Annotated in this window: 24 protein-coding genes and 1 pseudogene; 16 read left to right on the top strand and 9 right to left on the bottom strand. The window is 61.3% G+C overall.

All coding sequences use genetic code 11. The features are described from left to right. Positions 1 to 13 precede the first annotated feature (13 nt). The 8 genes from H351_RS30990 (at position 14) to H351_RS30955 (ending at position 10,242) form a co-directional block, all read left to right on the top strand. On the top strand, positions 14 to 412 hold the full coding sequence (locus H351_RS30990) for a hypothetical protein (RefSeq protein ID WP_030003008.1): 399 nt from the start codon (positions 14 to 16) through the stop codon (positions 410 to 412). Then, positions 409 to 3,456, top strand: coding sequence for an ATP-binding protein (locus tag H351_RS30985; protein WP_030003009.1), 3,048 nt, complete (start codon positions 409 to 411; stop codon positions 3,454 to 3,456). Before H351_RS30990 ends, H351_RS30985 begins: the two co-directional genes overlap by 4 nt. Continuing rightward, positions 3,453 to 5,558, top strand: coding sequence for a hypothetical protein (locus H351_RS30980; RefSeq protein WP_081051276.1), 2,106 nt, complete (start codon positions 3,453 to 3,455; stop codon positions 5,556 to 5,558). Before H351_RS30985 ends, H351_RS30980 begins: the two co-directional genes overlap by 4 nt. Further along, positions 5,558 to 6,391, top strand: a complete 834-nt coding sequence (locus H351_RS30975; RefSeq protein ID WP_030003011.1) for a hypothetical protein — start codon at positions 5,558 to 5,560, stop codon at positions 6,389 to 6,391. The genes H351_RS30980 and H351_RS30975 overlap by 1 nt, the downstream gene beginning before the upstream one ends. Continuing rightward, positions 6,388 to 7,962 (top strand): peptidoglycan DD-metalloendopeptidase family protein, encoded by a 1,575-nt coding sequence (locus tag H351_RS30970; protein ID WP_030003012.1) that lies wholly within the window; start codon positions 6,388 to 6,390, stop codon positions 7,960 to 7,962. Before H351_RS30975 ends, H351_RS30970 begins: the two co-directional genes overlap by 4 nt. Continuing rightward, the gene (locus H351_RS30965) at positions 7,959 to 8,546 is read left to right on the top strand and encodes a hypothetical protein (protein WP_030003013.1); all 588 of its coding nucleotides are present in this window, start codon (positions 7,959 to 7,961) and stop codon (positions 8,544 to 8,546) included. Before H351_RS30970 ends, H351_RS30965 begins: the two co-directional genes overlap by 4 nt. Before the next feature lie 152 nt (positions 8,547 to 8,698). Next, positions 8,699 to 9,286, top strand: a complete 588-nt coding sequence (locus tag H351_RS30960) for a hypothetical protein (protein ID WP_030003014.1) — start codon at positions 8,699 to 8,701, stop codon at positions 9,284 to 9,286. A gap of 134 nt (positions 9,287 to 9,420) precedes the next feature. Then, on the top strand, positions 9,421 to 10,242 hold the full coding sequence (locus H351_RS30955) for an alpha/beta fold hydrolase (protein ID WP_030003015.1): 822 nt from the start codon (positions 9,421 to 9,423) through the stop codon (positions 10,240 to 10,242). On the opposite strand, the gene H351_RS30950 is transcribed toward H351_RS30955, so the two are convergent. Beyond that, positions 10,212 to 10,985, bottom strand: coding sequence for a helix-turn-helix transcriptional regulator (locus H351_RS30950; protein ID WP_030003016.1), 774 nt, complete (start codon positions 10,983 to 10,985; stop codon positions 10,212 to 10,214). The genes H351_RS30955 and H351_RS30950 overlap by 31 nt on opposite strands. A gap of 145 nt (positions 10,986 to 11,130) precedes the next feature. Continuing rightward, entirely contained in the window at positions 11,131 to 11,574 is a 444-nt protein-coding gene (locus H351_RS33065; RefSeq protein ID WP_051636641.1) for a helix-turn-helix transcriptional regulator, read from the bottom strand. Positions 11,575 to 11,878: 304 nt separating this feature from the next. On the opposite strand from H351_RS33065, the gene H351_RS32035 reads away from it, so the two are divergent. The 5 genes from H351_RS32035 to H351_RS30910 all read left to right on the top strand — a co-directional run bounded on the left by H351_RS32035 (position 11,879) and on the right by H351_RS30910 (position 17,443). After that, entirely contained in the window at positions 11,879 to 12,568 is a 690-nt protein-coding gene (locus H351_RS32035; protein WP_144440175.1) for a hypothetical protein, read from the top strand. Between the two features lie 301 nt (positions 12,569 to 12,869). Next, the gene (locus H351_RS30930; RefSeq protein WP_081051273.1) at positions 12,870 to 13,286 is read left to right on the top strand and encodes a hypothetical protein; all 417 of its coding nucleotides are present in this window, start codon (positions 12,870 to 12,872) and stop codon (positions 13,284 to 13,286) included. A gap of 38 nt (positions 13,287 to 13,324) precedes the next feature. Continuing rightward, a complete protein-coding gene (locus H351_RS30925; protein ID WP_030003019.1) occupies positions 13,325 to 13,885 on the top strand; it encodes a hypothetical protein in 561 nt (186 codons plus the stop codon). After that, complete coding sequence (locus H351_RS30920) at positions 13,882 to 14,211, top strand: hypothetical protein (protein WP_007728248.1); 330 nt, start codon at positions 13,882 to 13,884, stop codon at positions 14,209 to 14,211. Before H351_RS30925 ends, H351_RS30920 begins: the two co-directional genes overlap by 4 nt. A 1,846-nt stretch (positions 14,212 to 16,057) precedes the next feature. Beyond that, the gene (locus H351_RS30910; RefSeq protein ID WP_030003021.1) at positions 16,058 to 17,443 is read left to right on the top strand and encodes an exodeoxyribonuclease VII large subunit; all 1,386 of its coding nucleotides are present in this window, start codon (positions 16,058 to 16,060) and stop codon (positions 17,441 to 17,443) included. A gap of 45 nt (positions 17,444 to 17,488) precedes the next feature. Here the strand turns inward: H351_RS30910 and H351_RS30905 are convergent, their stop codons facing one another. Further along, the gene (locus H351_RS30905) at positions 17,489 to 17,875 is read right to left on the bottom strand and encodes a hypothetical protein (RefSeq protein WP_030003022.1); all 387 of its coding nucleotides are present in this window, start codon (positions 17,873 to 17,875) and stop codon (positions 17,489 to 17,491) included. A 333-nt stretch (positions 17,876 to 18,208) separates the two neighbouring features. Here H351_RS30905 and H351_RS30895 point away from each other — a divergent pair, with 333 nt between their 5' ends. Continuing rightward, on the top strand, positions 18,209 to 18,565 hold the full coding sequence (locus H351_RS30895) for a hypothetical protein (RefSeq protein ID WP_030003024.1): 357 nt from the start codon (positions 18,209 to 18,211) through the stop codon (positions 18,563 to 18,565). Between the two features lie 116 nt (positions 18,566 to 18,681). Here H351_RS30895 and H351_RS30890 read toward each other — a convergent pair whose 3' ends face one another. The 3 genes from H351_RS30890 to H351_RS30880 all read right to left on the bottom strand — a co-directional run bounded on the left by H351_RS30890 (position 18,682) and on the right by H351_RS30880 (position 20,633). Beyond that, positions 18,682 to 19,017: a hypothetical protein gene (locus tag H351_RS30890; RefSeq protein ID WP_030003025.1), complete on the bottom strand. Its 336-nt coding sequence runs from the start codon at positions 19,015 to 19,017 to the stop codon at positions 18,682 to 18,684. After that, entirely contained in the window at positions 19,014 to 19,817 is an 804-nt protein-coding gene (locus tag H351_RS30885) for a hypothetical protein (RefSeq protein ID WP_030003026.1), read from the bottom strand. Before H351_RS30885 ends, H351_RS30890 begins: the two co-directional genes overlap by 4 nt. A 102-nt stretch (positions 19,818 to 19,919) precedes the next feature. Further along, complete coding sequence (locus H351_RS30880; RefSeq protein ID WP_030003027.1) at positions 19,920 to 20,633, bottom strand: SOS response-associated peptidase; 714 nt, start codon at positions 20,631 to 20,633, stop codon at positions 19,920 to 19,922. A 166-nt stretch (positions 20,634 to 20,799) separates the two neighbouring features. Between H351_RS30880 and H351_RS32840 the strand changes: the two genes are divergently transcribed. Continuing rightward, entirely contained in the window at positions 20,800 to 20,928 is a 129-nt protein-coding gene (locus H351_RS32840) for a hypothetical protein (protein ID WP_276328053.1), read from the top strand. Positions 20,929 to 21,246: 318 nt separating this feature from the next. Here H351_RS32840 and H351_RS30875 read toward each other — a convergent pair whose 3' ends face one another. Then, entirely contained in the window at positions 21,247 to 21,651 is a 405-nt protein-coding gene (locus tag H351_RS30875) for a VOC family protein (RefSeq protein WP_030003028.1), read from the bottom strand. A 246-nt stretch (positions 21,652 to 21,897) separates the two neighbouring features. Continuing rightward, positions 21,898 to 22,479, bottom strand: a complete 582-nt coding sequence (locus tag H351_RS30870; protein ID WP_144440174.1) for a GAF and ANTAR domain-containing protein — start codon at positions 22,477 to 22,479, stop codon at positions 21,898 to 21,900. A gap of 388 nt (positions 22,480 to 22,867) precedes the next feature. Here H351_RS30870 and H351_RS30865 point away from each other — a divergent pair, with 388 nt between their 5' ends. Continuing rightward, on the top strand, positions 22,868 to 23,323 hold the full coding sequence (locus tag H351_RS30865) for a hypothetical protein (protein WP_030003029.1): 456 nt from the start codon (positions 22,868 to 22,870) through the stop codon (positions 23,321 to 23,323). Positions 23,324 to 23,385: 62 nt separating this feature from the next. Here the strand turns inward: H351_RS30865 and H351_RS30860 are convergent. Beyond that, positions 23,386 to 24,001: pseudogene (locus H351_RS30860) on the bottom strand (flavodoxin family protein). Between the last annotated feature and the right edge of the window lie 250 nt (positions 24,002 to 24,251).

Genomic DNA, 24,251 nt, shown 5'->3' with positions numbered 1-24,251 from the left:
AAGGGGATGCCCGGTGATCGACAACGACGACCTGATGTACCGCGTGGACCGGCACTACCTCGGTCCGACCGGTTATCCACTGCCCGTGCGGATCCGCTACACGGCCGGCATCGTCGGCGTGGTTGCTTTCGTGGTGGTGTTCGTGATCGGTCGCGGAATTCTGCACGTCCCGCTCGGGTTCAAATCGCTGATGGTGATGGCCGTGATCACGGTGTGGTTTACGACCCGGATCGCGAAGTTCGTCACCCCGGACCGCCCACTGCGGTCGGTTCTCAAGGCCGCCCTCAACGACCTCGTTGCCCCGCGCCCACCGAAGCGCGGTGCACCCGTGTTCATCTCGCTACCCGAGCGGCTGACTACAGGAGAACTTGCCGTCGTACCTGTTCGCCTCGACGGTAAGGATCACCGATGACCGTTCCCGAGAACGACATTGCGGCTCTGTTCGATCCGAAGCTCGACGACCCAGTTCCGGTCATTCCTCCCGGTGCCCTCCCTCCGTCGTGGGCAGCAGTGCAGTCACATTCTCCGCAACGGGCCCGTGCGTGGTCCGAAGCCGAACCCGCACACACTCCGGATGGTTCTGAACACGACCACGGCGAGGACGACACCGACGGCCACACTTCCCCTGCAACCGATCCGGACCACGTCGCAGACAAAGCGCTCGGCCGTCAGCGCCGCCGCACAGGAAAGAAGCGGGCAAAGTCGGCAACAGATCGAGACAAGGCCGCAGCGAAGACACGTGCAGACCGCGAACGAAAAGCGGTACGCCTGAAACTGACCGGCACCTCAGCGAACATCACCCGCACCGCGACCACCTCCACCGCATGGTTCGTCCAACGCCAGGGGCCGTGGAATTTCCGCACCACAGGAAAGCAGCGCCGCTTCATCCAGGACGAAGCGATCATCCTGACCAACCTGCAGAAGGCCGGCGTCAACAAGGTGCATCGACGCCTCGTGCGCACCCCGTTCCCCGTCGCACAGTGGGCGGTCGATCACGACAAGTGGGCAACCCCCATTCCCGATGTTCCCGGCGCATTGTCATGGGCGGACTACCTCCGCGGGCAGCAGCATGCGATGTTGTGGTCCAACGCGACAATCAAAGGCCGCTACTGGGGTATCGAACTGCCGCAACGCTCCTCACTCGGCCAGGGGTTGGACTGGACCGCCCGGATGCTGCGGTATGTCGCTGACTGGCCGCTGCTGGGCAGAGTGTGCACCGGGGTGAACAGCTGGGCCGACGACGCCTTCGAACGGGAGCAGAAGGCCCTTGCCGATCACCTCGCCACACTCGAACGAATCATGTCCGGCCGCGGTGTGAAAGCAACCCCGGCCACACCAACCGCGATCGACTACTTACTGCGCCGATCAGCAACCATCGGTCTGCCACTGGAAGCCGGCGGTGCGATCGCCGGAGCCGGAGATTGGGAAGAAACCGACGTCGCCGCTCTGGAAGATCTCACCGACCTCTCCCTCACCCCAGGCGACGGGTACACCACCGTCTCCGGCGTCGTCGACGGCCGCAAGTACACCGGCGTGGTGATCGTGATGACGATCGGCCGCATGGCTCCCCTACCGATTCCGGAACGGATGTTGCCGTGGCAGATCATCGGCGATCCGTCCGGTGAACCTCTCGAATGGTCCGATCGCATCGAGCTGCACGACAAAGCGAAAACGATCCGCACCATGCGCTCGCTGACCGGCAAGATCGAATCGCAGTTCGACCACTACACCGTCGAACACGATCAGGTCCCGCCGAAAGAGTTGGCGGAGCAGCACGCCCGCGCACAGGACGTGATCTCCGACGTCGAAGAAGACCATTCCGGACTCTCGACTCGAACCACCGGGTGGTACCGCCTTGCGGTGGTCGGCACCGACCCCGACGATGCGCGGCAGAAAGTCTCCGATCTGCAGGAGATGTACGCCCCGCACATCGCGCTCGAACAAGAGCACGGCCAATACCAGTTGCTGCGCGAGTTCATACCGGGTGAGCCGCAAGCCAACATCGCCAACAAACGGCACATGGATGTCGAAGCAGTCGCCGCTGGGATGGCAACTGTCAGTGACCGGATCGGTGACCGCCGGGGCGTCGTCCTGGGCGAGACCGGATCCATCTCGCCGCGCCCGGTGATCTGGGACCTGTTCGCCGCGCACGAGATCAAGCACAAGTCCGGTCTGACACCGATCGTCGCCGTACCCGGTTCGGGTAAGACGTTCCTGGCCGGCATGATCGTCTACCAAGCCGTCAGGGCCGGCGCGTACGGCGTCGTCCTCGACCCCTCCGGTCCGCTCGCAGCGTTGGCCGGACTACCGGAGTTTCGCGACATCGCCCGCGTCTACGCCCTCACCGGTCGCGATTCACGCGCTGGCGCCTTGAACCCGTACCGCGTGATCACCGATCCACGTCGCGATGATCCCGAGTACGACGCTCGCAACGTCGAGTTCGCTCGGGATGCAGATCCGTTCGCGGCGGCGCAGTCGAAGTTCGATGCGGATATGCGTGCAGCTGCCGCCGAGCGCGTCGAGGTCGCCGTCTCGGTGCTCAAGATGATGCTCACCGAACGGCATCTGCATCTCGAACACACCGAACCCGTACTGCACATGGCTGCAAACGTGGTGGGCGGCGACAGCAACCACAACCTCCGAGAAGTGTTGGCCGCGATCCAGTCCATCGGAGTCAGCGATCCGGACCAGGCCGTCAAAACGTGCGCGAACGGGTTGTACCAGCAACTCAGTTTGATGTCGGAGCTCACCGAAGCGCGTGTGCTGTTCCCGGAGGAGGGCACGATCGGCAGTGGAGCAGATGCATTCGACGCCGACATCCGACTGACGATCCTGACGATGCCAGGTCTGCAGCTACCGCCCGAAGGCACACCGTCCTCGCAGTGGACACCGCAGCAACGGATGACGGCGCCGTTGATGCACATGGCCGCGTGGCTGGCGAACAGACTCGTCTACGAAAAGCCTCGCCACGTGCGCAAAGTGCTCTTCCTCGACGAAAACAAATACCTCGAATCCACCGGCGCCGGCCGCACCCTCAACCTCCGAATCGCCCGCGACTCACGCAAATTCAAAGTCCGTGCCCTCGTCTGCTCACAACTTCCGGATGATTTCCTCGGATTGGACGGCAGCGACGACAAGACCGCCCTGACCTACGAGGTGTTCGTCGGTGACGTCGGCGGTGACCCGCATGCAATCGAAGGCGCCTTGAAACTTCTCAAACTTCCCACTGGGCAAGGGTTCGAGCAGTTCCTCGCTGAACTGGGCAGCGGGGGCGAGGACACACTCGACGAGGACACCGACACCTCCTACCAGGACGAAGCACGGCGCTGGATGATCCGGATGGCCGACGACGTGGAACTGGTGCGTTCAAGCTGGATCCACTACGTGCATCTCGCGCATGTCTTCGCAGCGCTGAATTCCTCCTCGGCGAAGAACGCCCTCGGCGGTACCGCATGATCACCCGCAGAGGGCTCAGAGCGCCCTCGGCAGAGCTGTACGAGGCAATCCCTCACCGATCGCGCGTTCGGGCGCTGACCGTCAATCTGGCGCGGATTCTCGCCGTTCTAGCGCTGGTGCTGGTGCCCCTCGTCGCCCCGGGTGGACCGATCGCATCTGCCGGCGGATTCGACTGCAAAGACGTCCCCTCCCCCGAGTTCCCGAACTCGGTCATGGCTGCCGAATTCGATTCCTCGAGCAAAGACCGCGAACCGAAACAGGGCGGCACCGGCTACGAAACCTACGGGTGGGCCGGATTGCGCTGGTACACCTACGACCTCGGCTGCGGCAACGACCTGGTCCGCGCACCCGACGCAGTCGCGGACACCACCCTGGGCAACACATTCCTCGCAATCGGCAAGGGATTCGCTGCTGCAGCGTTCTGGCTCGACGACCAGACCAAGACCGGTGCAGCTGCCGAAGAGGCCGGAATCGCCCCGGCGATGGTGCAGTTCGACCAGATCGTCGCCTCGATCTCCAACGGAATGCTCGGCGTCTACGGAACGTGGCTGGGTGTGGCATTGATGGTGGTCGCCACGATCATCATTTGGAACGCCCTCAAATCAAACGCCGCGGCCGTGACCCGCACCGTCGCGATCGCCGGCGCTGCAATGGCCATCGGAGCACTGTTCGTCGGCGCACCGCAAAAGGCCATCCAGGTCGCCGACGACACCTTCGGATCGGTCATCACCGACACACAAGGTCAGATGCTGTCCGTGTCCGGAAACACCGGAGACCCCCGCAATGTGCTGATCGACAAGATCTTCCTCGACGACTGGCGCAAGGGATGGTTCGGGACGAACTTCAACGACCAGGAACTGCAACTTGGACCGAAGCTCCGGAATTCCCTCGCGTTTTCGTACGCGGAGCAGCGAGAAGTGGCCGGCGACAACGAAGCCGCGAGCGAGCTGGCAGACACGAAAGCGAAAGACTTTCAAGAAGGCATCATCGACAAACTCGACGGATTGAACCTCTCGTACGGCCAGTTCCAGGGCAAGGACTCCGGACGCACCGGCACAGGGTTCATGGCGATGATCAAACTCGCCATGCCCTCCATCCTTTGGATCGGTGCATCCATCCTCAAACTCACTGCGTTACTGGCTATTCGACTCGCAATTCTCTTCGCACCGATCTGGGTTCCGATCGCCGCCGCACACGGCGGCACCCTTTCGCGCGTGTGCCGCATGATCGCTACCGCTTACATGTGGGGCGTGGCCGGCGCGGTCATCATCGCGCTGTATCTGATGGCGTTGGTCAAGCTGTACGACACCGACAACGGTCTCGTCGACGGCACGTGGCGGCTGTGGTTCATGGTCATCTTGACGGCGGTGTGCTGGTTCATCATGCGGCCGTTCAAGCGGATGACTCAGACCTTCACCCAGAACCAAGCAGGCGCACTCAATCGCAAGGCTCGTCACGCTCAGACGTCGATGAAGCAGAAGTTCTTCAAGGCCGGGAGCGCCGTTGTGGGCGGTCCCGCGGCGTCGATGGTCGAGGAAGGTGTCGGCGCACTTCGGAAGGCGACCAAACGCGGTGGTGACCTCGACAAGGATTCGGTGACACCAGTGCGTCCGGAAGGGCGCGAGTTGAATCAGCGACGTCGCCACGAGGTCGACAAGTCGCGCGTCGACGCGCGTAAGACGATGGATCGTCAACAGCGCCTGACGGATTCCCGCAAGAACGACGTGCGACGCCGAAGCCTCGCCGGTACCGCCAAGAGTTCTACGGGCCTCAAGCGACCCGTCGCCGATCGGCCGCAAACCGCAGGTACCGCCGCCAATCGAGGCCAGGTCTTCGCTCGCCAGTTGGTCGGAACCGAAGCCGGTTCGCCGCGCAGCTCTTCGTCGGTGAGTGAGACATGGGACGGAGGCCCACGGTCGAGTATCGCGCCGATGAAGGTGTTCACACCGCCCTCGCGGGATGACTCCACCGGGTCGACGACACCCCGTTCGGGTGCGACGCGCTCGACCTCGTCGACTCCTCCGCGGTCGACGGCACGACTGTGGACGCCGTCGTTGACCTCTGCAGGTACTTCGTCCGATTCGACCGACAGGTTCAGCTGATGTCCTCCAGCACAGCCAATCCCGTACTCGCACCGATCCGGCGGTGGGTGCTGTACTCGCGCACCAATCTGACGATCACGATCGCCTCTGCGTTCGGGGTGCTGTTCGTGGCGGGAGCAGTGTTCGGCCAGTCTCCTGCTCCGTCGAACACTGCCTCGAAGATCCCGGCCTCCGCCGCATCAACAACAGGTGCAGCGTCCGCGACTCCGGGTGATCTGAGCTACGAGTTGACTGAGGTGACCGAGTCCTCGATTGCCGGCAAGTCGATCGCGTCGGTGGCCGAGAGCGCACCGGCGACGGCGATGGCCTACGCGCACGTCTACGTCGATCAGTCACTCTCGAACAGCGAATGGAAGTCCAAGCTGGGCGTGCACACCGCCGAAGCGCCCGGCGTGACGGTGGTCAATGCCCGCCCGCTTGTACCGGTCGCGATCACCGGTCCGACGCGCAGTGAGATCGTGGCCGGTTCCGGCGGTAAGAGCGCGGTGCAGGTCTCTGTCCCGACGCAGGCCGGGGATCTGCGGATCACGCTGAAAACGTCGGACACTGACAAGGGTTCGACGTGGCAGGTCCAGAATCCATTGCCCACCCTGGACCGCAGCGAGATCGACAAGCTCGGCGCACCTTCCCTCGCGAGCGCACCGACCTCGGAAGCTCCCACGACCACCACGGATCCGAAGTCGATGACCTCGCCGAGCGCTACCTCGACCACGACGCCGACATCGACAAGCTCGGTCGCTGTTCCCTCGGCGGACCTCGAACCGGCACCTGTTCCTGTTCCCGGCCCCATCCCGATTCCCGACCTCGACACACCGCTCCCAGGAACGCTGTGAGTCGCCGCCGTGAGGCGGTGGCCATGATCGTCACCGCTGCCACCGCTGCGATTCTGGGGCTGTCCGGGTGCACGCTACAGCCGGTGATCCCCCACAACCGTTGTGGCGGAGGCTCGTCGAGCGAGGGAGATGACAAAGCCACCTCGGCGACCGGCAACACCGAACTGAAATCATCGGGGCCGATCACCCAGCCGACCAAGGACGGAACGACGACGTTCACGTCCCCGTTCGGGTCTCGCGGGGGAACCGAACACAAAGGCGTCGACTTCGCCGGCCCCGTCGGGACACCGATCTACGCTGCACTCGACGGTGTTGCGGTCAAGGCCGGCCCCGCATCCGGGTTCGGCAACTGGATCGTGCTCGACTCGCTCGTCGACGGCAAGCCTGTGAGCACCGTCTACGGCCACATGTTCGACGACGGTGTCCTCGTCACGGAAGGCCAGCAGGTCAAGGCCGGCGACCACATCGCGAACATCGGAAACAACGGCCAATCCACCGGCGCACACTTGCATTTCGAATACTGGGACGGGGGACGACTGCAGGGCGGAACCGCCGTCGATCCGATGACCAAGCTCGGCGGAGCACCCTCCCCCGCCGGCGAAGTGGGCAGTGATTCTCCTGCCATCCAGCTGGCTGCCTCGTCATCGTCGATCGACTGCGGCGGCTTCGGCGTGGCAGGTGGCGGCGATCTCAAAGCCGGTTCCGTTCCTCCGGAAATGGAGCCGTGGTTTCGCAAAGCCGGATCGATCTGCCCCCAGATCAAGCCCTCGCTGCTGGCGGCAGATGCGAAGGCAGAATCCGGCCTGGTCCGTGGACTGACCTCCGGCAGCGGAGCGCAAGGTGTCACGCAGTTCATGCCGGGAACATTTGCTTCTTACGGCCAGGATGACGACGGCAACGGCAAGATCTCGATCTGGGACGACGGGGATGCGATCATGGCTCAGGGCCGATACTTCTGCGCCATCGCGGCCCAGGTCGACGGATGGATCGCCGACGGATCGGTCAAGGGCGATCCGAAATCGCTCTACATCGCTTCCTACAACGCAGGCGAAGGCGCAGTGAAGTATGCCGGCGGAATGCCCAGCGGCGGCGACTACACCACCCAGACACAGCCCTACGTCGCGAAAGTCCTTGCATACGAGGCAGAATTCGCTGCACCCGGCGGTAGCGGCGAACTCGTGTTATCGCCCGGTTCGGCGTCCGGATCGCAAGTCGTCGAAGCTGCCCGCCAATTCCTCGGCACCCCGTACGTCTGGGGCGGCGGCAACATCAACGGCACCACCGGCGGTGGATTTGACTGCTCCGGACTGACCAGTTACGCCATCTATCAGGGAAGTGGAAACAAGATCACCCTGCCCAGGACATCCGAACAGCAGTGGACCGTCGGCGTCGAGATCCCGATCGACCAAGCACAAGCCGGGGATCTGGTGTTCGGTTCGTGGGCCGGAACAGGTCCCGGGCACGTCGGCATCGCGATCGGCGGAGGCCAGATGATCCATGCTCCCACTACCGGGGACGTCGTCAAACAAGCTCCACTGCAGAGCGATATGAAAGCCAGGAGGGTTCTGTGAGCAACGCACGCAAGCTGGCTCTGCTCGCCGTCGCTGTCGTCCTCGTCGGCGGGCTGGTGTACTTCCTCTCCGGCCGGGGCAACGAGACGGAAACCGCGACAGCCGAACAGACCGCCCCAGCTCCTCCGCCGCTGACCATCTCGACTTCGCCGGCTCCGACCACAATCGACATCACCGAAGATCCGGATACGGAGAGAGCCGAAAACACTGCTCGCCAGGCACTTTCCGTCGCCTTTACCTGGTACCCGGCAACGGACCACAGCCCCACCGACGGATACGCACGCGCCCGCGAATGGTTTACCGACCCCCTGGCACAGTCCCTACTCGTCGACACGCACACCGAACGAGGACCAGGAGCACAGTGGAACCAATGGGCCTCCGACAACGCCAAAGTGGTCGCCGACGTAACCCTGGGATGCTCCGGCTGCCCAACCGACACCGACACCCTCATCCAGCGGGTCGCCAGAATCCACCAAACCGCCATCACCGAAAACGAAACCAGCACTGTCACACCCGATACCACGGTCTGGGTGACCCTCACCAAAGGTGGTGACCAATGGCTCCTCGACACCATCCGCTACTGACCACCACTCCCCGCCGTGACTGCACGACAAAGGATTCGCACCGATCGACTAAGTTCGTAACCAACAGGGCGCCGAACGAGACACAGGCACACACGGTTTCAGGGACAACGGTCCCGAACAGGCCCGCGAACCCACATTGGAGGGGAACACACATGAAGCGCACCACCACCGCCATCGCAGTCACCGGGATCCTTGCCGCACCACTGATCCTGACCGCATGCTCGGACTCGACACCCACCAACGACAACGCCGGCAGCTCCACCACCAGCGCACGCAACGGTCGCGCCGGCACCGTCACACCAGCTGAAACCTCCTCCTGGCGAGGAGACCTGGTAATCGGAGTCGGCGACCAGCAAGCCAACGACAAGATCACACTCCCTGCCGCCAACCAGGTCCAAGCACAGTGCATGGGCGAAGGCGACAACCTCACCGTCGACATCACCGCACCCAACGGCTGGCATGCAGTCCTCACCCACGGATCCCAAACCGTCACCATCGAAAACCCGCAACTGAACTATGCCGCGCAAGAATTCACGACTTCGCAGAGTTCACTCGACCACGAAATCGCTTCAAACGAAAAATTCGGAACAACCAACCAGTTCCTCAGGGGCGTCACCTGGGACGTCCCCCAAACAGGTGACGTCGAAATCCAACTCAACGAGCGAACACCCCCACACTGGGTGATCAAATCAGCCGAAAAGGTCAACCTCGCCATGCACGTCAGCTGTGGTGGTGAGTAGCTCTCCGAACCATACAGCTGGTTACCCTAAACCGCCGTTCCAAACTAGCAATTCGTGTTGCTCCGAACTTCGCAAAGCACCCCGACGTCGTGTAGTGGTTGTTGTACTCGCTACCCCACGCATGGAAGGTGCATATGCCATACGCCAGCGCCAATGATGCCGAGATCTACTTTACGGATAGCGGCGGTCCAGGGCCCGCACTCATTCTCTCCCATGGCTTCCTGATGGATAGTTCGATGTTTGACAAGCAACGGGAGCACCTCGCCCAGGGCAACCGAATCCTCCAATATGACGCAAGGGGCCACGGCGCAACACGCGAGTATTCGACCCATACCGACTTTGACTACTGGGATCAGGCTGCGGATCTCTTGGCTGTTCTCGACGCCGCAGGCGTCGATCAAGCCTCGGTTGGCGGAATGTCGCAGGGTGGATTCATCGCCTTGCGAGCCGCACTCCTCGCTCCTTCACGTGTCCGGTCGTTGATTTTGATAGCTACCACCGCATGCTCGAGCACCACCGAGGAAAGCACAGGGTACAAAGCCCTTTTCGAATCGTGGATGAGCGACCTTCCACTCAGACCCATCGCAGAGTCTCTCGCACATCAGTTGATCGGCGGCACATCCCACGACCAGGAATTTTGGATCGAACGATGGATGACGAGTGATCGAAATCGCATTCGGCCGTCAGCCAGGTGTCTGATGGATCGCGACTCCCTCGTGCATCGCTTGGGCGAGATCAATTGCCCTGTAACTATCATTCGCGGCGAGGACGACCAGTCCTTCAGAAGGGCCCACGCAGAACTTCTCCATCATGCCCTGGTGAACTCGACAGGCATTGAAGAGATTCCGGGTGCTGGGCACGCAGTTAACTGGACTCACTCAGAGCCAGTGAATGTCGCCATCGAGAGTTTTCTGCGACAAACAAATCAACGGCTGGACAACTTCACTCCCAGATAGAACTGGCCAGCACCGCCATACCCATCGATATGGGTATAGACACGAACGTGAAGTGTTGTCACTTCACGAGTTTCGGGGTGCCGCACTTTCATCAAAGGATCATCTCGCCCGAATGACACCTCCCCCAAGGACCAAAATTCCCTAAAAATCGGGACTTCATTCAGTTCCGAAAGGAGACTTTGGGCCCAATCTGCATAGTAATACCGACCCATCAGCGCACGAAACCACGCAACTGTGAGCTTGGCTTCGTCGGTCCAATCCACCATGATTGACCTCGATTGATCACTGAAAAAGAACCAGCGCAACACATTTCCATTCTCAACCAAGCCAGGAAAGAGTTCATCGTAAGCGCTGTTGCACGCGATTACGTTCCATCGTTCGTCCAAATAGCTTGCAGGATGCGGGTTCAGCGCATCCAACGCACGGCGCTCCCTGAGCTCGAATATCTGATTGCCAACACCGTCGGTGACGGGCTCCGACTCTCGCTCAGTCGGGGTCTGCCGCGCAAGGTTGTAGAGATGACGCACTTCGTGCGGGGTCAGTTCAAATGTCTCTGAAATAGCTTGCAAAACACTAACGCTCGGAGACTTGGCGCGTCCTGCTTCCAACTTGGCCACGTACGCCACACTGGTATGCATTGCCGTCGCTAACATCTGCCGCGTCATACCTCCGCCGTCTTCAGTGCTGCGTTCCCTCAGACCGCGAATGTAGTCACCGAGACTCGGTGGCCTCGCCCTTGACATTGGCGTTTCCCCCAATCTTGCTGCCGTACACCAATGCGATTCCGTTCGCAACGGTTTGGCGATACTACTACGGAGTAGCACCTCAATGGCTAGCGCAATATGAGCCTACGTGTGATTCTGAATTACGTTCAGTCGACATTAATCACTAGGGGGTCATATGAGGCGGCCGATCACGAGCTCGCTCGTACGCAGAAACAACTTCGTCCTGCGAATAGCCTAGGGCAACAGCGAATTTAGTTGCCATCTCCGAGGTCAATGCCCCCTGCCCACGCTCCAATAACCCAACCAATTGCGTTGACACACCCATCTTTTGGGCAAGCTCAGATTGGATCAGACCTCTCGACACGCGCAAATCCCCTAAAAAAGCCATGGCCCTGTCAACCACGACAAGATCCGTTATTTCTAACCCAAGTCGATTGGCGCAACGGGCGAGCGCATCGACCCGAGGGCTGGACTTCCCAGACTCCCACTGGTTGTAAGTGCTCACGGCAACGCGCGATAACCTGGCGAGTTCAGACTTACTCAGCCGCGCTGACAAGCGGGCGATCCGAAGCCGCTCGGGGTCGAATCCCCGCAGCTCACGCCTCACTTTTCGACTCGGTCGATCGCCATGAATAGACACCGTGCCACCTCACCTTGCCTCAAAGCACATTACGACAGTTTGCATGCTATTTTTAGATTGCTAGTTTAGAATGAAGTCAATCACATCGCGACACTCAAACCACAAACACTGCAGTTCAGGGAGGTGAAAAGCGCGAAGAATACACGCATTTATCTACACCGCACGATTTAGTGCTTCAGAAGTCCCCTGACCGCTGCGAACGACCAGGGGACGGCACCGAACGGGTTGGCGCCCGTCCAGCATTTTCTTCAGATGCAGAAAGGATTCTGCGATGTCTATCTTAGTGGACCCATCAGGTCCGGATGACGTGTTCCGGTATGCAGCTCTCTCCACACTTGCCCTTCGTCAGCTTGTTGCGCGGCATTCGTCGATCGGCGGGCGTTGCGATGGTTGCGGTTTCAGTGTTTCGGAGCTTGTTCCGTTGTGCCCGGAGGCTGCGGCCGCGTTGCGTGAGTTGACGCACCGTGAGGGCCGGGGAACATCTGCGGTCGAGTTGCCGCAGTTCAGTACCGACGATCTTCTTCGGGTTGCCGCCTCGCATCATCCTGATCGGGTTGGTCGGTGCGCGCGGTGCGGGTTCGTTTTCTCGTCGGAATGCGATGTGTGCCCGACTGTGCGAGCTGTTCGTGTGGAGTTGGAGGTTCGGGGCGTGGTGCCGATTGGCGGTGCCGAGCCGGGTAAGGGTTTGTGCGCGGGGAAGTCACGGTCGTGGGAGATGGATGGCCGCACGGTGGTGGAGTGGCGCCGCGCGATCTCCTCGTGTGAGGCGTGCCCGTTGTTGGCGCAGTGCCGCATCGATGCGGCGACTGCGGTGGAACGTGGGGATGGTCCGCAGCGAATGATCATGGCGGGCAATGCGTATGACAGTCACGGCAATATTGTCGACGGTGAACGCTTGGGCCTGTACGAGTCGTTGACGACAGCAACGCGCCGTCGCGAGAATGCGGAGGTGGCGGCGTGAGGGCCTCGGTGCCGCCGCCGACTGTGTTGGCGTGCGCGGTCGATCCTCAATCGTGGGATTTGGATGAGGGTTCGTATCGCGCGGGTGTGGATGCGCAGGCGGAGTGTTTCCGGTGCCCGCGTTTGGCGGAGTGCCGGAAGGAGTTGTCGTCGATGGTGGCGGCGGATACTCCGCCTCGGTCGATGATTTGGGCGGGTGTGCCGTTCAGTCATCGTGGCCGACCGATTACGTCGGATGCGGTGTTGCGTTCGTACTATCGGCGGGTCGACGGGCATCGCGGTACTTCTCGTGGGAGCGCTGCGTGACCCCGATTGTGGGGTTGTTCGATCCGGTCTTCACACGGCCGCTCGACACAGTGGCATCGGAGGAGTCTGCGGCGCTGATCTTAACGTCGTTCGAATCAGCGTGGTCTGTGTACGGAGTCCTCGCCGACAGGCACGGCCATGTGCCGGTACGGGACCGCTACGACCGGTTGTGGATCCTCGTCGAAGTCGCCGGTCGCCTGCGTAGTCGCCGCACCTTCATTCACGATCACCCGCTCATCGGTGACTCACCTGATGTGTACGGGTTGATCGACGTGGACTCCCGCGCAGTTCTTCATGCCCGCGATCTGATCGAAGCCCACGGCCCGTTGAGGGTCGCCCCCTCCCATGCCGCGGTTCTCACCCCTATCCGTACCGGTGCGAGAGATTCCGCGCACCTTCCCACCTGCACGTAACAAGCCTCGTTCGACGTCACCCGATTGGACTGCCCCACATGACAACACACCGCTTGCTCGACGAACTGAACAACCCCCACCGCACCCTCCCAGACATCATCTACGGGATCAGTACCGGAGCCCTCCCCTCCCCCACCTCGACCGGCCTTCCCGCCGAACGATGGCAATGGCTCGCGGACCTCCTCACCCACCCGCGCTGGGGAATGACCGCGATCGTCGACGGACTCGACCACGTCTGCGCCCCCGTCGCCCGCCTGTGCCAACTCACCGCCCACCCCATCCACCCCCTCAACCTGCGAGAACTGTGGGCAGCAGAACAACTCCCCACCACCGAACTCATCGCAACGCATACACCGCACGAGGACGGTCACTGGGAAGTTCTCAACACTGCACTGGAGCTGATCACCGACGGACTCGACCACTGCAACGGACTCGAAACCTCCGGAATCGAAGCAGTCACCTCAGCATTCACCGCCATCATCACCGCACAGGACCCTGCCACCGCCCGCGCAAGTATCACTGCTGCCGTAGAACACTGGATTCATCCCACACACGCCACCGCATCATCTGTTTCCACACAGTTAGGGGCAGCATCATGACAACAACACCGCATCGATCGCCGCTGATCGAATCCATGATCAGCACCGCCTCCACAGCGCTCCTGAAAGAAGTAGGCATCACCTTCCCCACCGACGCCGAGATGGCCGAGGTACGCCAACTCGCCGAAACGATCGTCCGGGACACCGTCGACGCGCTCGCCGGCCCTCGCGAGTTGTCGGTCGGTTTGCGCGACAACCTCATCGACGTGGCAGATCTCGTTGCCTCCGATCCGGAAACTGCGTCGGTCGATCAGATTCACGAAGTCGCGGTTGCTCTGCGCGGGCTTCTGGATCTGCACATCCCCGTTCGAGCGAATCATTCGTGATTGCGCTCGTTCTCGCTGTCGCATTGGGGTGTGCAGGTGTTGTGGGAGCAGTGCTTTCGCTTCGCCCCACACGTTCCTGACATTCGAAACAAGATAATCCGCACATCGGGGGCCGGCGTCCGTCACAGACCGCCAGCGGCAACTGACCTCGATAAACACCCGACCTGACCCGAACACCTCCGAAAAGAGAGGCCCCGCCACCACCAAGCGTGACATCCGAAAAACCTTGACACACAACTCCATAGACGCAGTCCAGAAACGACGAAACCCCCTCACGGGGGTTCGCCACACACTGAACCAAATCAACAGCAAAGCCCTGCACGGCTCGCTGTCATTGATGAAGCCGAAGTAACCGCTCCGCCTTCTGCACTGCACTACTTCTTCACTCACATGAAGGGATTTACCTGTGACAGGTACATCTCAGGGTAACGCACACCCTGAACCAGCTTCAACACTTCCACACAACACAACCCTCGACAGCTCACCATCAACGCCCCACGCCCCAGTCTCCGACGACGAATGGGCCCACGCCGTACAACAAGCCACCGAAAACGTCACCCGCATCGAAACACTCAACCGAACCAGCAACCAACGCGGAAACTCCTGGTCCCTCCCCATCCCCGACAGCACCTACAGCCGTACCCCCACCTGGACCAGCCGCACACACTGGCAACACCAAGTCCGCACACTCCTCAACTCCCCCACCGGCACGAAACTCTGCACAACCCACACCATCAGCACCGAAGCCGTCTTCGCCGTCGCCGTCATCCACGCCTCCCACGCCGAAAGCGCAACCGGACGCTCAGTGACCGCCTCACGCGAGACCATCGCCCGCCGTGCAGGAGTAAGCACCTCCACCGTCAAACGCGCCCGACGAGTCCTCACAGCCCTCGGAGTCGCAGTAGAACTCGTTCGCGGCCGCTATCTCAGCCGCCTGGAAGCGATGGCTGCGGAATCGCACCACGGCCGCCGCCAATTCCGCGCAGCATCCACCTGGTCCCTCACCACACCCCGCACAATAGCCACAACCGTCACCCCTCCCTTCACAAAACCCAGAAAACCCTCCCGAGCCACACTGCGCACCAACGCCTACCGGTCCAACACCACCACACGGAACCATCCACAATCCGGCACCCGTGACCCCCTATCCCCCTCCGGGGGATTTGCACTTAAAGCTCTTACTTTCAAGATCTCACCAACGCGCGCACAAGCACACGCGGGCAAGACAACACACCAACCAACAACAACACCCCGACCCATCCACCTCCAACGCGCAGCAGCCGAACTCATCGCCCACGCACCAGCACTGAAACCAGCCGGCCACATCGGAACAATCTGCGACACCCTCCAACAATCCGGAATCGACACCATCCGCTGGACCGGCCACGACATCGCACACGAACTCACCACAGACACCCAACAACGAGGCTGGACATGGCCCAACCACATCTCACGACCCAGCGAATTCCTACGCTGGCGAATGACCCAACTAGATTGGGCCGTCAGCTCGCCGACGGAACGAAGGCTCGAACACGATCGCTTTCGACGCTCGGAACAATCCCAACGACGCGCAGAATTCCGCAAGCGCGATGCGAGCAGAGCGACGGAAACAACGCGAATCGAAATCGTTCGAACCTTCCGAGCATCTCAGACCCCTGTCCGTCGAGTACCCCCAACGACCACGCGCTCGATCTCCCTTGGTGGACGCACGAACTGAGCGGCAATGTTCGCGATTCGTATCGCTACCTCGCGCTCTGCCTGCCTCCTGCAACTCGACGGCGAACCTGTCGGAGGCCTCTGACAGGCTCGTACCCAAGGTCGAATTCACAGGGGAAGTAGGCGGGGGATGGAAAACTTGGAACAGTGGGCCGAAAAGCGAGGGCCCTTGATTACCATCACGGAAGCAGGCGAACTCGTACGTTCACATCTCGCCTCTAGCTCGAAAATGAGGGTGGTCATCACCGGAGAGTGCCGCGAACTGAAGCCACTAAAGTCCGGGTGGACCATGGAACTCGCAGTCCCCGTTGCCCGAGCCATAGTCAGCATCCCCGTTCAGTTCGACCGCCCAACAACAGACGCAATAGGCAAGTACCTATACCGTCACACACAGCGAAACTTTCTCCAGCACTTCACCCTAGGAGCCGGCGTAACCATCGCCGGCGACCTCACCTATCATCCCGCAACTCACAGATTGATGTTGCAGGCACGGCAGGCTCAACCCGAGAAAACAATTCAAGGCCCAGTAAGTGCCGCAGAGAAGCTGCACTTCACCGCCGTGCAGCAGCTGACCCAACCCAGCGACATTCCCAAGGGTTCATGGCCCGAGAAGCTTGAACGTGTCACAGTCCTGTCTCCCGACAACTCCAAAGCAGTCACCGACATTCAAGCGGTCATCGAAAACAAGGGCAAAGGAACCATCCAACTCCCAAAGTTCACGCATGTACCCGTCTCGATGAACCGCCACACTGTTGCAGAAAAACTCGTCAAAGCCCTCGCAGCTATAGACCAAGGAAGCACCGACCTCATCCTGATCACTCGCGGCGGAGGCCACTGGACCGATCTCTGGTCATTCAACGATCCGGAACTCGCTCGCGCCATACACCAATGCCCCGTACCGGTCATGATTGCGATCGGACACGCCGCCGATAACACAAGCAACGCGGAACGTCTTGCAGTAGATCACTTCCCGACTCCAACAGCTTTCGGACACGAACTCGTCCGCAAGCTGTACGCAAGGAACCAGGCGCGAAAGCCACGCGCCGCAACAACGCCAGCGTCCACCTCACGAACCGCAAGCACGCAAATACAACTTGACGCCCAGCGTGCACACTGCCGCGAACTCGAACAAATGAACGCGGCGAACTCCTCACACGCGAAGGAATGGCGCAACGCCTTCCTCAACGAACTACACTCCAGCGGAACCGCCCGAGTGAAGAATCACTGGGCAACAGTCGCACTCATCGCAACGCTGACCGGCGTGACAGCCGCCATGATCGCCACTGGCATCGCCGAAAACCTTACCGCCACCATCGTCATCCTCATCGCAACAGCCGTTATCGCCGGCTTGTGTTGGCGGCAACGACGACAGGCAGACGCCCCGCCGCGCCCCACTCGAACACGCACAGTCCCCGTTGACGCCATCGAATGGATCAACGCAGCAAGGAAAGCCCGCACTCCGCGACGACACAGAGCTGTCTGGGCGCAGGTCCCTGCCACCCTCACGAACCCGTGAACCACCCACTCGACAACTCATTCAAGCAACGCACAAGTGAATGGTTCAGCCCGTGGCCTTGCCCTTGCCGAGCTGCGAAACCCGCGAGGGGGTAATGCCCAACATAACGCCGATTTCGCGGACAGACAGACCGCGCTGCCGCAGGTCGTGGACGACTGCACGCGACTGGCACGAGGCTTCGTCGACCGCCCGCTGAGCGGCGGCGTTGAGCTGCTTGACTTCCTCGATCTCGCGGCGTGCGGCCGGATCCAACTCGTAGTCGAGGGTGACCTCGAACTCGGCTGCAGGAATGTCAGTGAGCAACTCTCCCGCGTCTGCGACCATCGCCGGGATTTGATCGAGACGCCGGGCCTGGGTAAACAGCCCGTCGACCTCGGGAACGTCCACCGCCCACCAGTCTCCGGAGCGGACCGCGTGTGCTGTGCCCTTCATTTATCCCCCTTCCGTGCCTCGGTCATCCCGAGCTGCTTGCGAATTGCCTTGGCCGCCAACTCGGAATTCCCGAATGCCGGGCGACAACGGTGCGCCGTCCTCCGACCACCACTTGGTGTGATTTCCGCCCTCGGTCTCATCGATCTCAAGCCCCGCAGCCTTGGCGAATGCTCGTATCTCTTTGAGAAGTGATTCCGTTCGCTTCGTCAAAAGATAGGCGTACCCCCTACACGATCAAAATAAAGGGGGGTACACACTTTTGTTTCCACAGTTCAGGTACAAGCTCCACGCGACATCAAATTCGAATCGTACGACGCCAATATCTGACTCTCGATGGGTACCGTGGAATACAAGAGCCCGAACTGGAGAAAGACGGGTACGGGCGATCAACACTTCCAGGAGGTCTCGGTGCCAGAGCCAGAAGCGGACCTCCAGTTAGCCCGCGAACGACTAACCGGGCTCAACGCATCACTGTGGGCAATCGACCACCACGTCGAACTGGCACAGATCGCTTCAACGTCAGAAGATACAGCCGATCTCGAAGCTCAACTGCAACAACGATTCGGCTTCACCCCCGACGAATGCAGCTGGATTACTTCGCAACCGGTGATCCGGCTGACGAGATCGTGCAGAGCGACGATTGAGAGTCAGGTCAACGAAACAAAGAAGTACCTCGTAGGAGACTTCTGACCTCGTCCTTGCCCGGCGCTCGGCTGAGACAGCTCAACCGAGCGCTGCCGCCGGTGTCAGATATCGATTCCCCGACCATATCTACTTCGAACGAGCAGCGGCCGAAAGCTGATTCCTCAGGTCTCCGTCGCTTCGGTGACCGCATCGGCGGTTACCAGCATGTCGATGTCGACGCTGTTGGTTCCGCCGGCATCGGTGACACGCACAGTTACTCCGGCCAGCCATTGCCCGTCGTGCATTTTCGCCCAGAATTTCAAGGCTCCGTCCAGGTATCCGGACATGTAGAGCGCGGACGTTTTCACGCGCATGCTCACATGATCGGCGCGTGATGCTCCCCCTCGTCCGAGTGGCAGCGCCCGACCGATGTCGACTTTCACCGCCCTGGGCTCGTCGAAGGTCCTGATCACAGGGTGATCAGGCCATCGTTCGGCCCAGTGGTCGGTGTTGATCATTGCGCTGCTCTCAATGGTGGTGTCGCTGCGAGGGTGTTGTCGTCGACGGTGGCCCAGCAGAGCTGTCCGCTCTCGTCGCGGATCTCCAGGCTGCCTGTGCGTTGTTGGAACCCTTTGCCCGCTGCCGCGACGTCGAGCCGAACGCCGGTCACTCGCCCTCTCCCTGCTGTCAGTCCTGTATATCCGGCTACTCGCGAGGAGATCCGCAGATCCGGACCCTCCCATTTCCCCTCAGTGACGATGAGCAGCGAGCCCTTACTCCTTGCTCGCGCGGCCACAGCTCGTCCGCGAGAGGGCGTCACAGCGCCACCAGAGAGCCCCAGGACAACCACGTCGAAGCCCTCCAATAAAATTGCTGCACAGTCGATTGCAGCGTCCTTCGGCGCAGGGATGAGCGCGACCTTCGCCAAGTCGCCACCTTGCTCGTGGAAGGCGAGAAGTCCGAGACCAGGCATGCCGATCACCGCCACGTGTCCCCCGTCTGCGGTGATGGTGGCGAGTAGTCCGATGAGGACCGATGCTGCGCCGTCGACACTGACGACGGTTCCTCGGGCCAACCCGCCGCGTGGGAGCAGGTCACCGATCGGCTCCGGAACGGGAAGCATCCGAAGGGTTGATTGCGTGGTGGCCACGATCGGAGTTGGCTCGCGCTCGCCGACGGGTTTGAGCATGACCGACGGCGTAGCGAGTTCGGTGCCGTCGGAGCGGGCCGGGATCGAGGCCATCTTGCGGCGTAGCTGTTCGAGCTTTTCTGCCTTGGTCAGCACTGTCGTTGCTGATGAGTGGGGCTGTTGGTTCATCGTCGCCCCGCTTTCCTGCATCCGCGCGTACGTCCCGCACACCCAGGATACTCGAACATAAGTTCGATCAGAACCGTATCGGAAAGGTCCGGATCGCTACGGTCAGGCCACTGGGTCGAGCAAACTCGGATTGTTGTTCCTGGGAGAGTTCACAGCAGTCGAGACTTCGTACGGTTCGAGGTGCGGCTCAGGAACGGAGTTGATCATGGCTTGAACTTCGCCTTTGTCGGTCAGGTTCGGGTCGAGCCAGTGTTCCCAGAACGATTCGGGCAAAATCAGGGGGGATCTGTCGTGTATGTGTCCCGTGGCATCGGTTGCTGGCCTCGTGAGGACCGTGCAGGTCCATACCCATTTGTTCGGATCATCCTCGGGCAGTTCGGGATCGGGCCACAACTCGTAGAGTCCGGCCATTGCAAGGATGTCGTCCTCGCCGTGAAGGAAGTATGGAATCTTGGACCCGGCTTCACTTTTCATCCATTCGCAGTAGCCGTTCGCGGGAATGATGGCACGCCGTTTGGATGCACTACTTCTGAATGACGGTTTCTCCGTGACGGTTTCACTGCGAGCGTTGATGAGTTTGGAGGCCATCTTTCGATCCTTGGCCCAGGCGGGCAGCAGGCCCCATGTGACGGTCCGGAGCTGGCGCTGGGGCTCGGCGCCGGGTTCCTCGCGTGGGGTTCGTTCGAGGATCACCCGGACCGGTTGTGTGGGGGCGACGTTGTAGGACGGTGGCAGTTCGTCGCCGACGGTCTGCATGGTGTCGAAAAAGGACTGCAATTCCCTGCTCGAGCTTGTGCTTGCATATCTCCCGCACATGGCCTGACCTCCCCGTAATCGGTTCTCGTCCCATTGAACAGCGTGGGTCCGACTTCCGCGTGAAACGGCGTGTGATGATCTGTGCGAGTACGTCGTCGACTGTCGAGGAAGGGGAAGTGCGATCACCAGTCCTCGGCCGGCGCCCACGGATGTCGCGTTGGCGATCGTGGCCGCAACAGTCCTCGGTGTCACCGTCGGGGTTCTTCGGGCCGACGTGGTGGCCGGTGTCGCGGTCGGAGCCGGAACCGCGGCGATCTTCCGCTTCGTGCTGCGCTCGATCATCCCCCGGAAATGATCGCCTGCACTGGTCAGCGGTGCGGAATAACTCTTCGGGGTTGTTCGTTGTAGAGGCTGTCGGTGCTGACGTTCTTTGCCCCGGGTACCACCGAAAGAAATGCCGCTTCGAGCGGCCACTTGCCGAGAGGCGCAAGACGGGCATCGACCCTGTGAAGCCGCTGGACACCTTTTCGGTTCCGGCGGCTTCGTCAATTCCGGCGAGAGACCGAGGATTCGTCGTGGGCCGTGCGCGATACTCGCTTGCTACGAAAATATGCGACCGCGACTGAGTCAGCATCGGACCGGGTTGCCACGGCGTAAGCCGTTCTCGGCGTGCTCAATTCGGATAGACGGCAATCTCGATGAGATTGCCCTCCAGATCCCGACAATAGTGCGACACCATCTCTCCGAGGGCACCTAGTTTGGTCACGGGACCGTCGAGCACCTCCACCCCACAGCTCTCCAGGTGGGCACTGACAGCATCCGGCGACGCCGACGTGACGAAGCACAAATCCTCGGAACCTGCCGCCTCGACGGCACCGGTGGTCCAGCCCGGGTCTTGCTCCACCGTTCCGAGAGGCCTCAAATTTATCTTCTGATTGCCGAACTTCACCGCAGTGCGCGCCGTAGGGCCGAATCGCTCGATCGTCATTCCGAGTACTGTCGCGTACCACTGGGCTGTGGCGTCGACGTCACGACAGTTGATCACGATGTGGTCAAACCGCTCGACCGAGAATCCCATGGTTGTGCACCTCATTCATCACCGTAAACCACTCCAGAAAGTCACCCTATCGCGACGGCCCCACCTGCGTTCTTTGTGCACATGCCCCGCTTCGAGCGGCCACTTGCCGCGAGGCGCAAGGCGGGTACCGGCCCCTGTGAAGCTGCTGGACACCTTTTTCGGTGCCGGCGGCTTCGTCAATTCCGGTGGCATACCGCGGATTCGTCGTGGGCTGTGCGTTTGCTTGCTGCGGAATCCGCGAGGGCGTTATTCCTTGCCGTCCGCGACGGGCTGTTCCCGCAGAGCCAGTCGGCGTGCCACTTCGATGACCGGCACGTTCATTTCCTGAGACAGGGTCCGAATAGGCCGAAACGCCGCAATCGCATCGAGGTCGAAGCGTTCCATGATCATCCCTTTGGCCTGCCCGATCAGATCACGAGAAGCCAGAGCACTACTGAACTGCTCGCCACGCCGTGCACTCGACAGCGCAATAGCCGCATGAGTAGCCAGATTGAACGCCTGCTCCTCGGTTTCGTCATCGATGCCACCGGCGTTGTCGGAGAACAGGTTCAGCGCTCCCAACTCTTGACCGTCGGTGTACAGCTGGATCGAGAGCACCGACCGGACCGGCGTCTGCTCGAGCGCCGCAGCCATCAACCGTGGCCACCGCGCCTCCGACCCCACATCGTCGATCCGGACCGTCTGACGGAACCAGATCGCATCGAAACACGGGCCCTCACCATAGTGATGCTGCAATGCATCGAAGCGCCTCGGCACCGCGCCCGTCGTCGCGACAGATTCGAGGTTGTCCAGGCGATGCCCCGGCCGCGAACGCCGCACCAACGTCACACCGGCATGATCGACACCGTCGCAGTTTCACCGCGCCCTCGGTGACTTCCTCAAGCACCTCCGACGCAGACTTCACACCGCCCCGCAGTGTTCCATGAGCCGTTCGCGCCAGATGTGAGATCCGTTCGTAGATATCCGGAACAGGCCCCTCCGATGCCTCCACGATCCCGCTCTCCCTTCACCCGTCGCGTCACTAGCGAAGACTTTTACACATACCGACAAAAAGGACATCCTCGGGTCTGCGGGAGACGGAAATCGGCATCGCCGTACGGACATCGGTACCCGGCGATCGGCGGCTGCTTCGCGGGTGCGGGCGCGGACGTGCGGATGTGCACCGATCACCCGTTTCGGGTACCGGCAGACATATCCGCCCCCCAAGGAGTCGCACATGCCGCGGGAAACCCACGTTCAACACTGTGCGGCATTGATCTGCGCTTACATCACCGACGACGATGAGGGCTGCGACACTCTGCGCGACACGCCAGGATTGACCTATCAGCAGTGGTACATCTCAGCGACCATCCTGTGCGCCACAGTGCTGGATCTGCTCGCCTTCCTGCTCGACAGCCACCCGCTGGCAGTGATCGAGAAATACACCCCCCACCGCCACGCCGTCTTTCCCGGGCCACGCCATCTCCGCGAAGCAACGATCGCCATCGTCTACTTCGACCTGCATCAACAAGTGCCCGCAGCTGAGGCATTGGGCGCCAACGTCATACCGACTCTGTTCGACATCGCAATAACCGCGATCGAACACGTGGCACTCCTGTGGGGCCGACCACCGGTCGAGGTGGCACGTGTGCTCACCGTCGCCGCCGCAACTCACGAACAGCAACCATGGTGACCACACAACGGGGCGAACAGCATCACTTCCGCCAGTGCCCGTTCCCCAGAACCTCCGCCCAATCAGCTCTGCGCCGTGGGGTACGGCTGGCTTCGCAACAGACGCGCGAGATGGGCCGCATTGCGGGCTGCGGTCGCATTCGTCGACGCCACCGCATCAGGAATCGTTTCGAGGTCGTTGTAGTCGCCGGGCGTCATCGCCTCGCCGTTCCAATACGTGCACCCCTGTGCGGGGATGCTGAAGCCACAGTCGTCGAGCGCCTGAAACAAGGACGCGACGATCGCATGGGCCCCGTCTTCGTTGCCGACCACCGCGGCCACCGCCACCTTGTCGAACAGAATCGGTCGGCCTCGTTCGTCCGTCTCCGACAGTTCCGCATCCAGGCGCTCGAGGGGCACGCTTGGCTACGCTCGACATCTGTCCCAACCACGTCGGAGTGGAGATCACAACGATATCGGCGCCATGGATACGATCGCGGATCTTCGGCCATTGGTCTCCGTTACCCATGTCAGCGTCGACACCGGGGCGGATATCGAAATCGACCAGACGAATTTTCTCGCCGACCACGTCATATTTTCGTAGTTCTGCAAGAACCTGATCGGCGATCAACTCGCTGCTCGACGGAGCCGGCGACGGCTTGAGCGAACAGGTCAACGCAAGTGCAGTCAAGGAAGTCATGTCCGGCAACTACCCCAGATCGGCGCCGCGCACACCAGCGCCCGAGCGACCGGCGCCTGACGTCTCGTGCATGCGTCCTCAACGCTCACGCCCCTCCCCTCGGCGCGCTCACGGACAGAACCCCGTCGGGCTCCGAGAGCGAAACCCGACGGGCAGTATGTACCGCGACCCGGCAGAGGTCAGGTACGACACTGGCGATCCACCGGTAACGAAGTTTGGGGGTTCGGCTACCGGTGGATCGCACTATCCC

Source organism: Rhodococcus erythropolis R138, assembly GCF_000696675.2.
Taxonomy (GTDB): domain Bacteria; phylum Actinomycetota; class Actinomycetes; order Mycobacteriales; family Mycobacteriaceae; genus Rhodococcus_F; species Rhodococcus_F erythropolis.
Note: the sequence above shows the minus strand (reverse complement) of the source record. Positions and strands in the feature narration are given on the sequence as shown.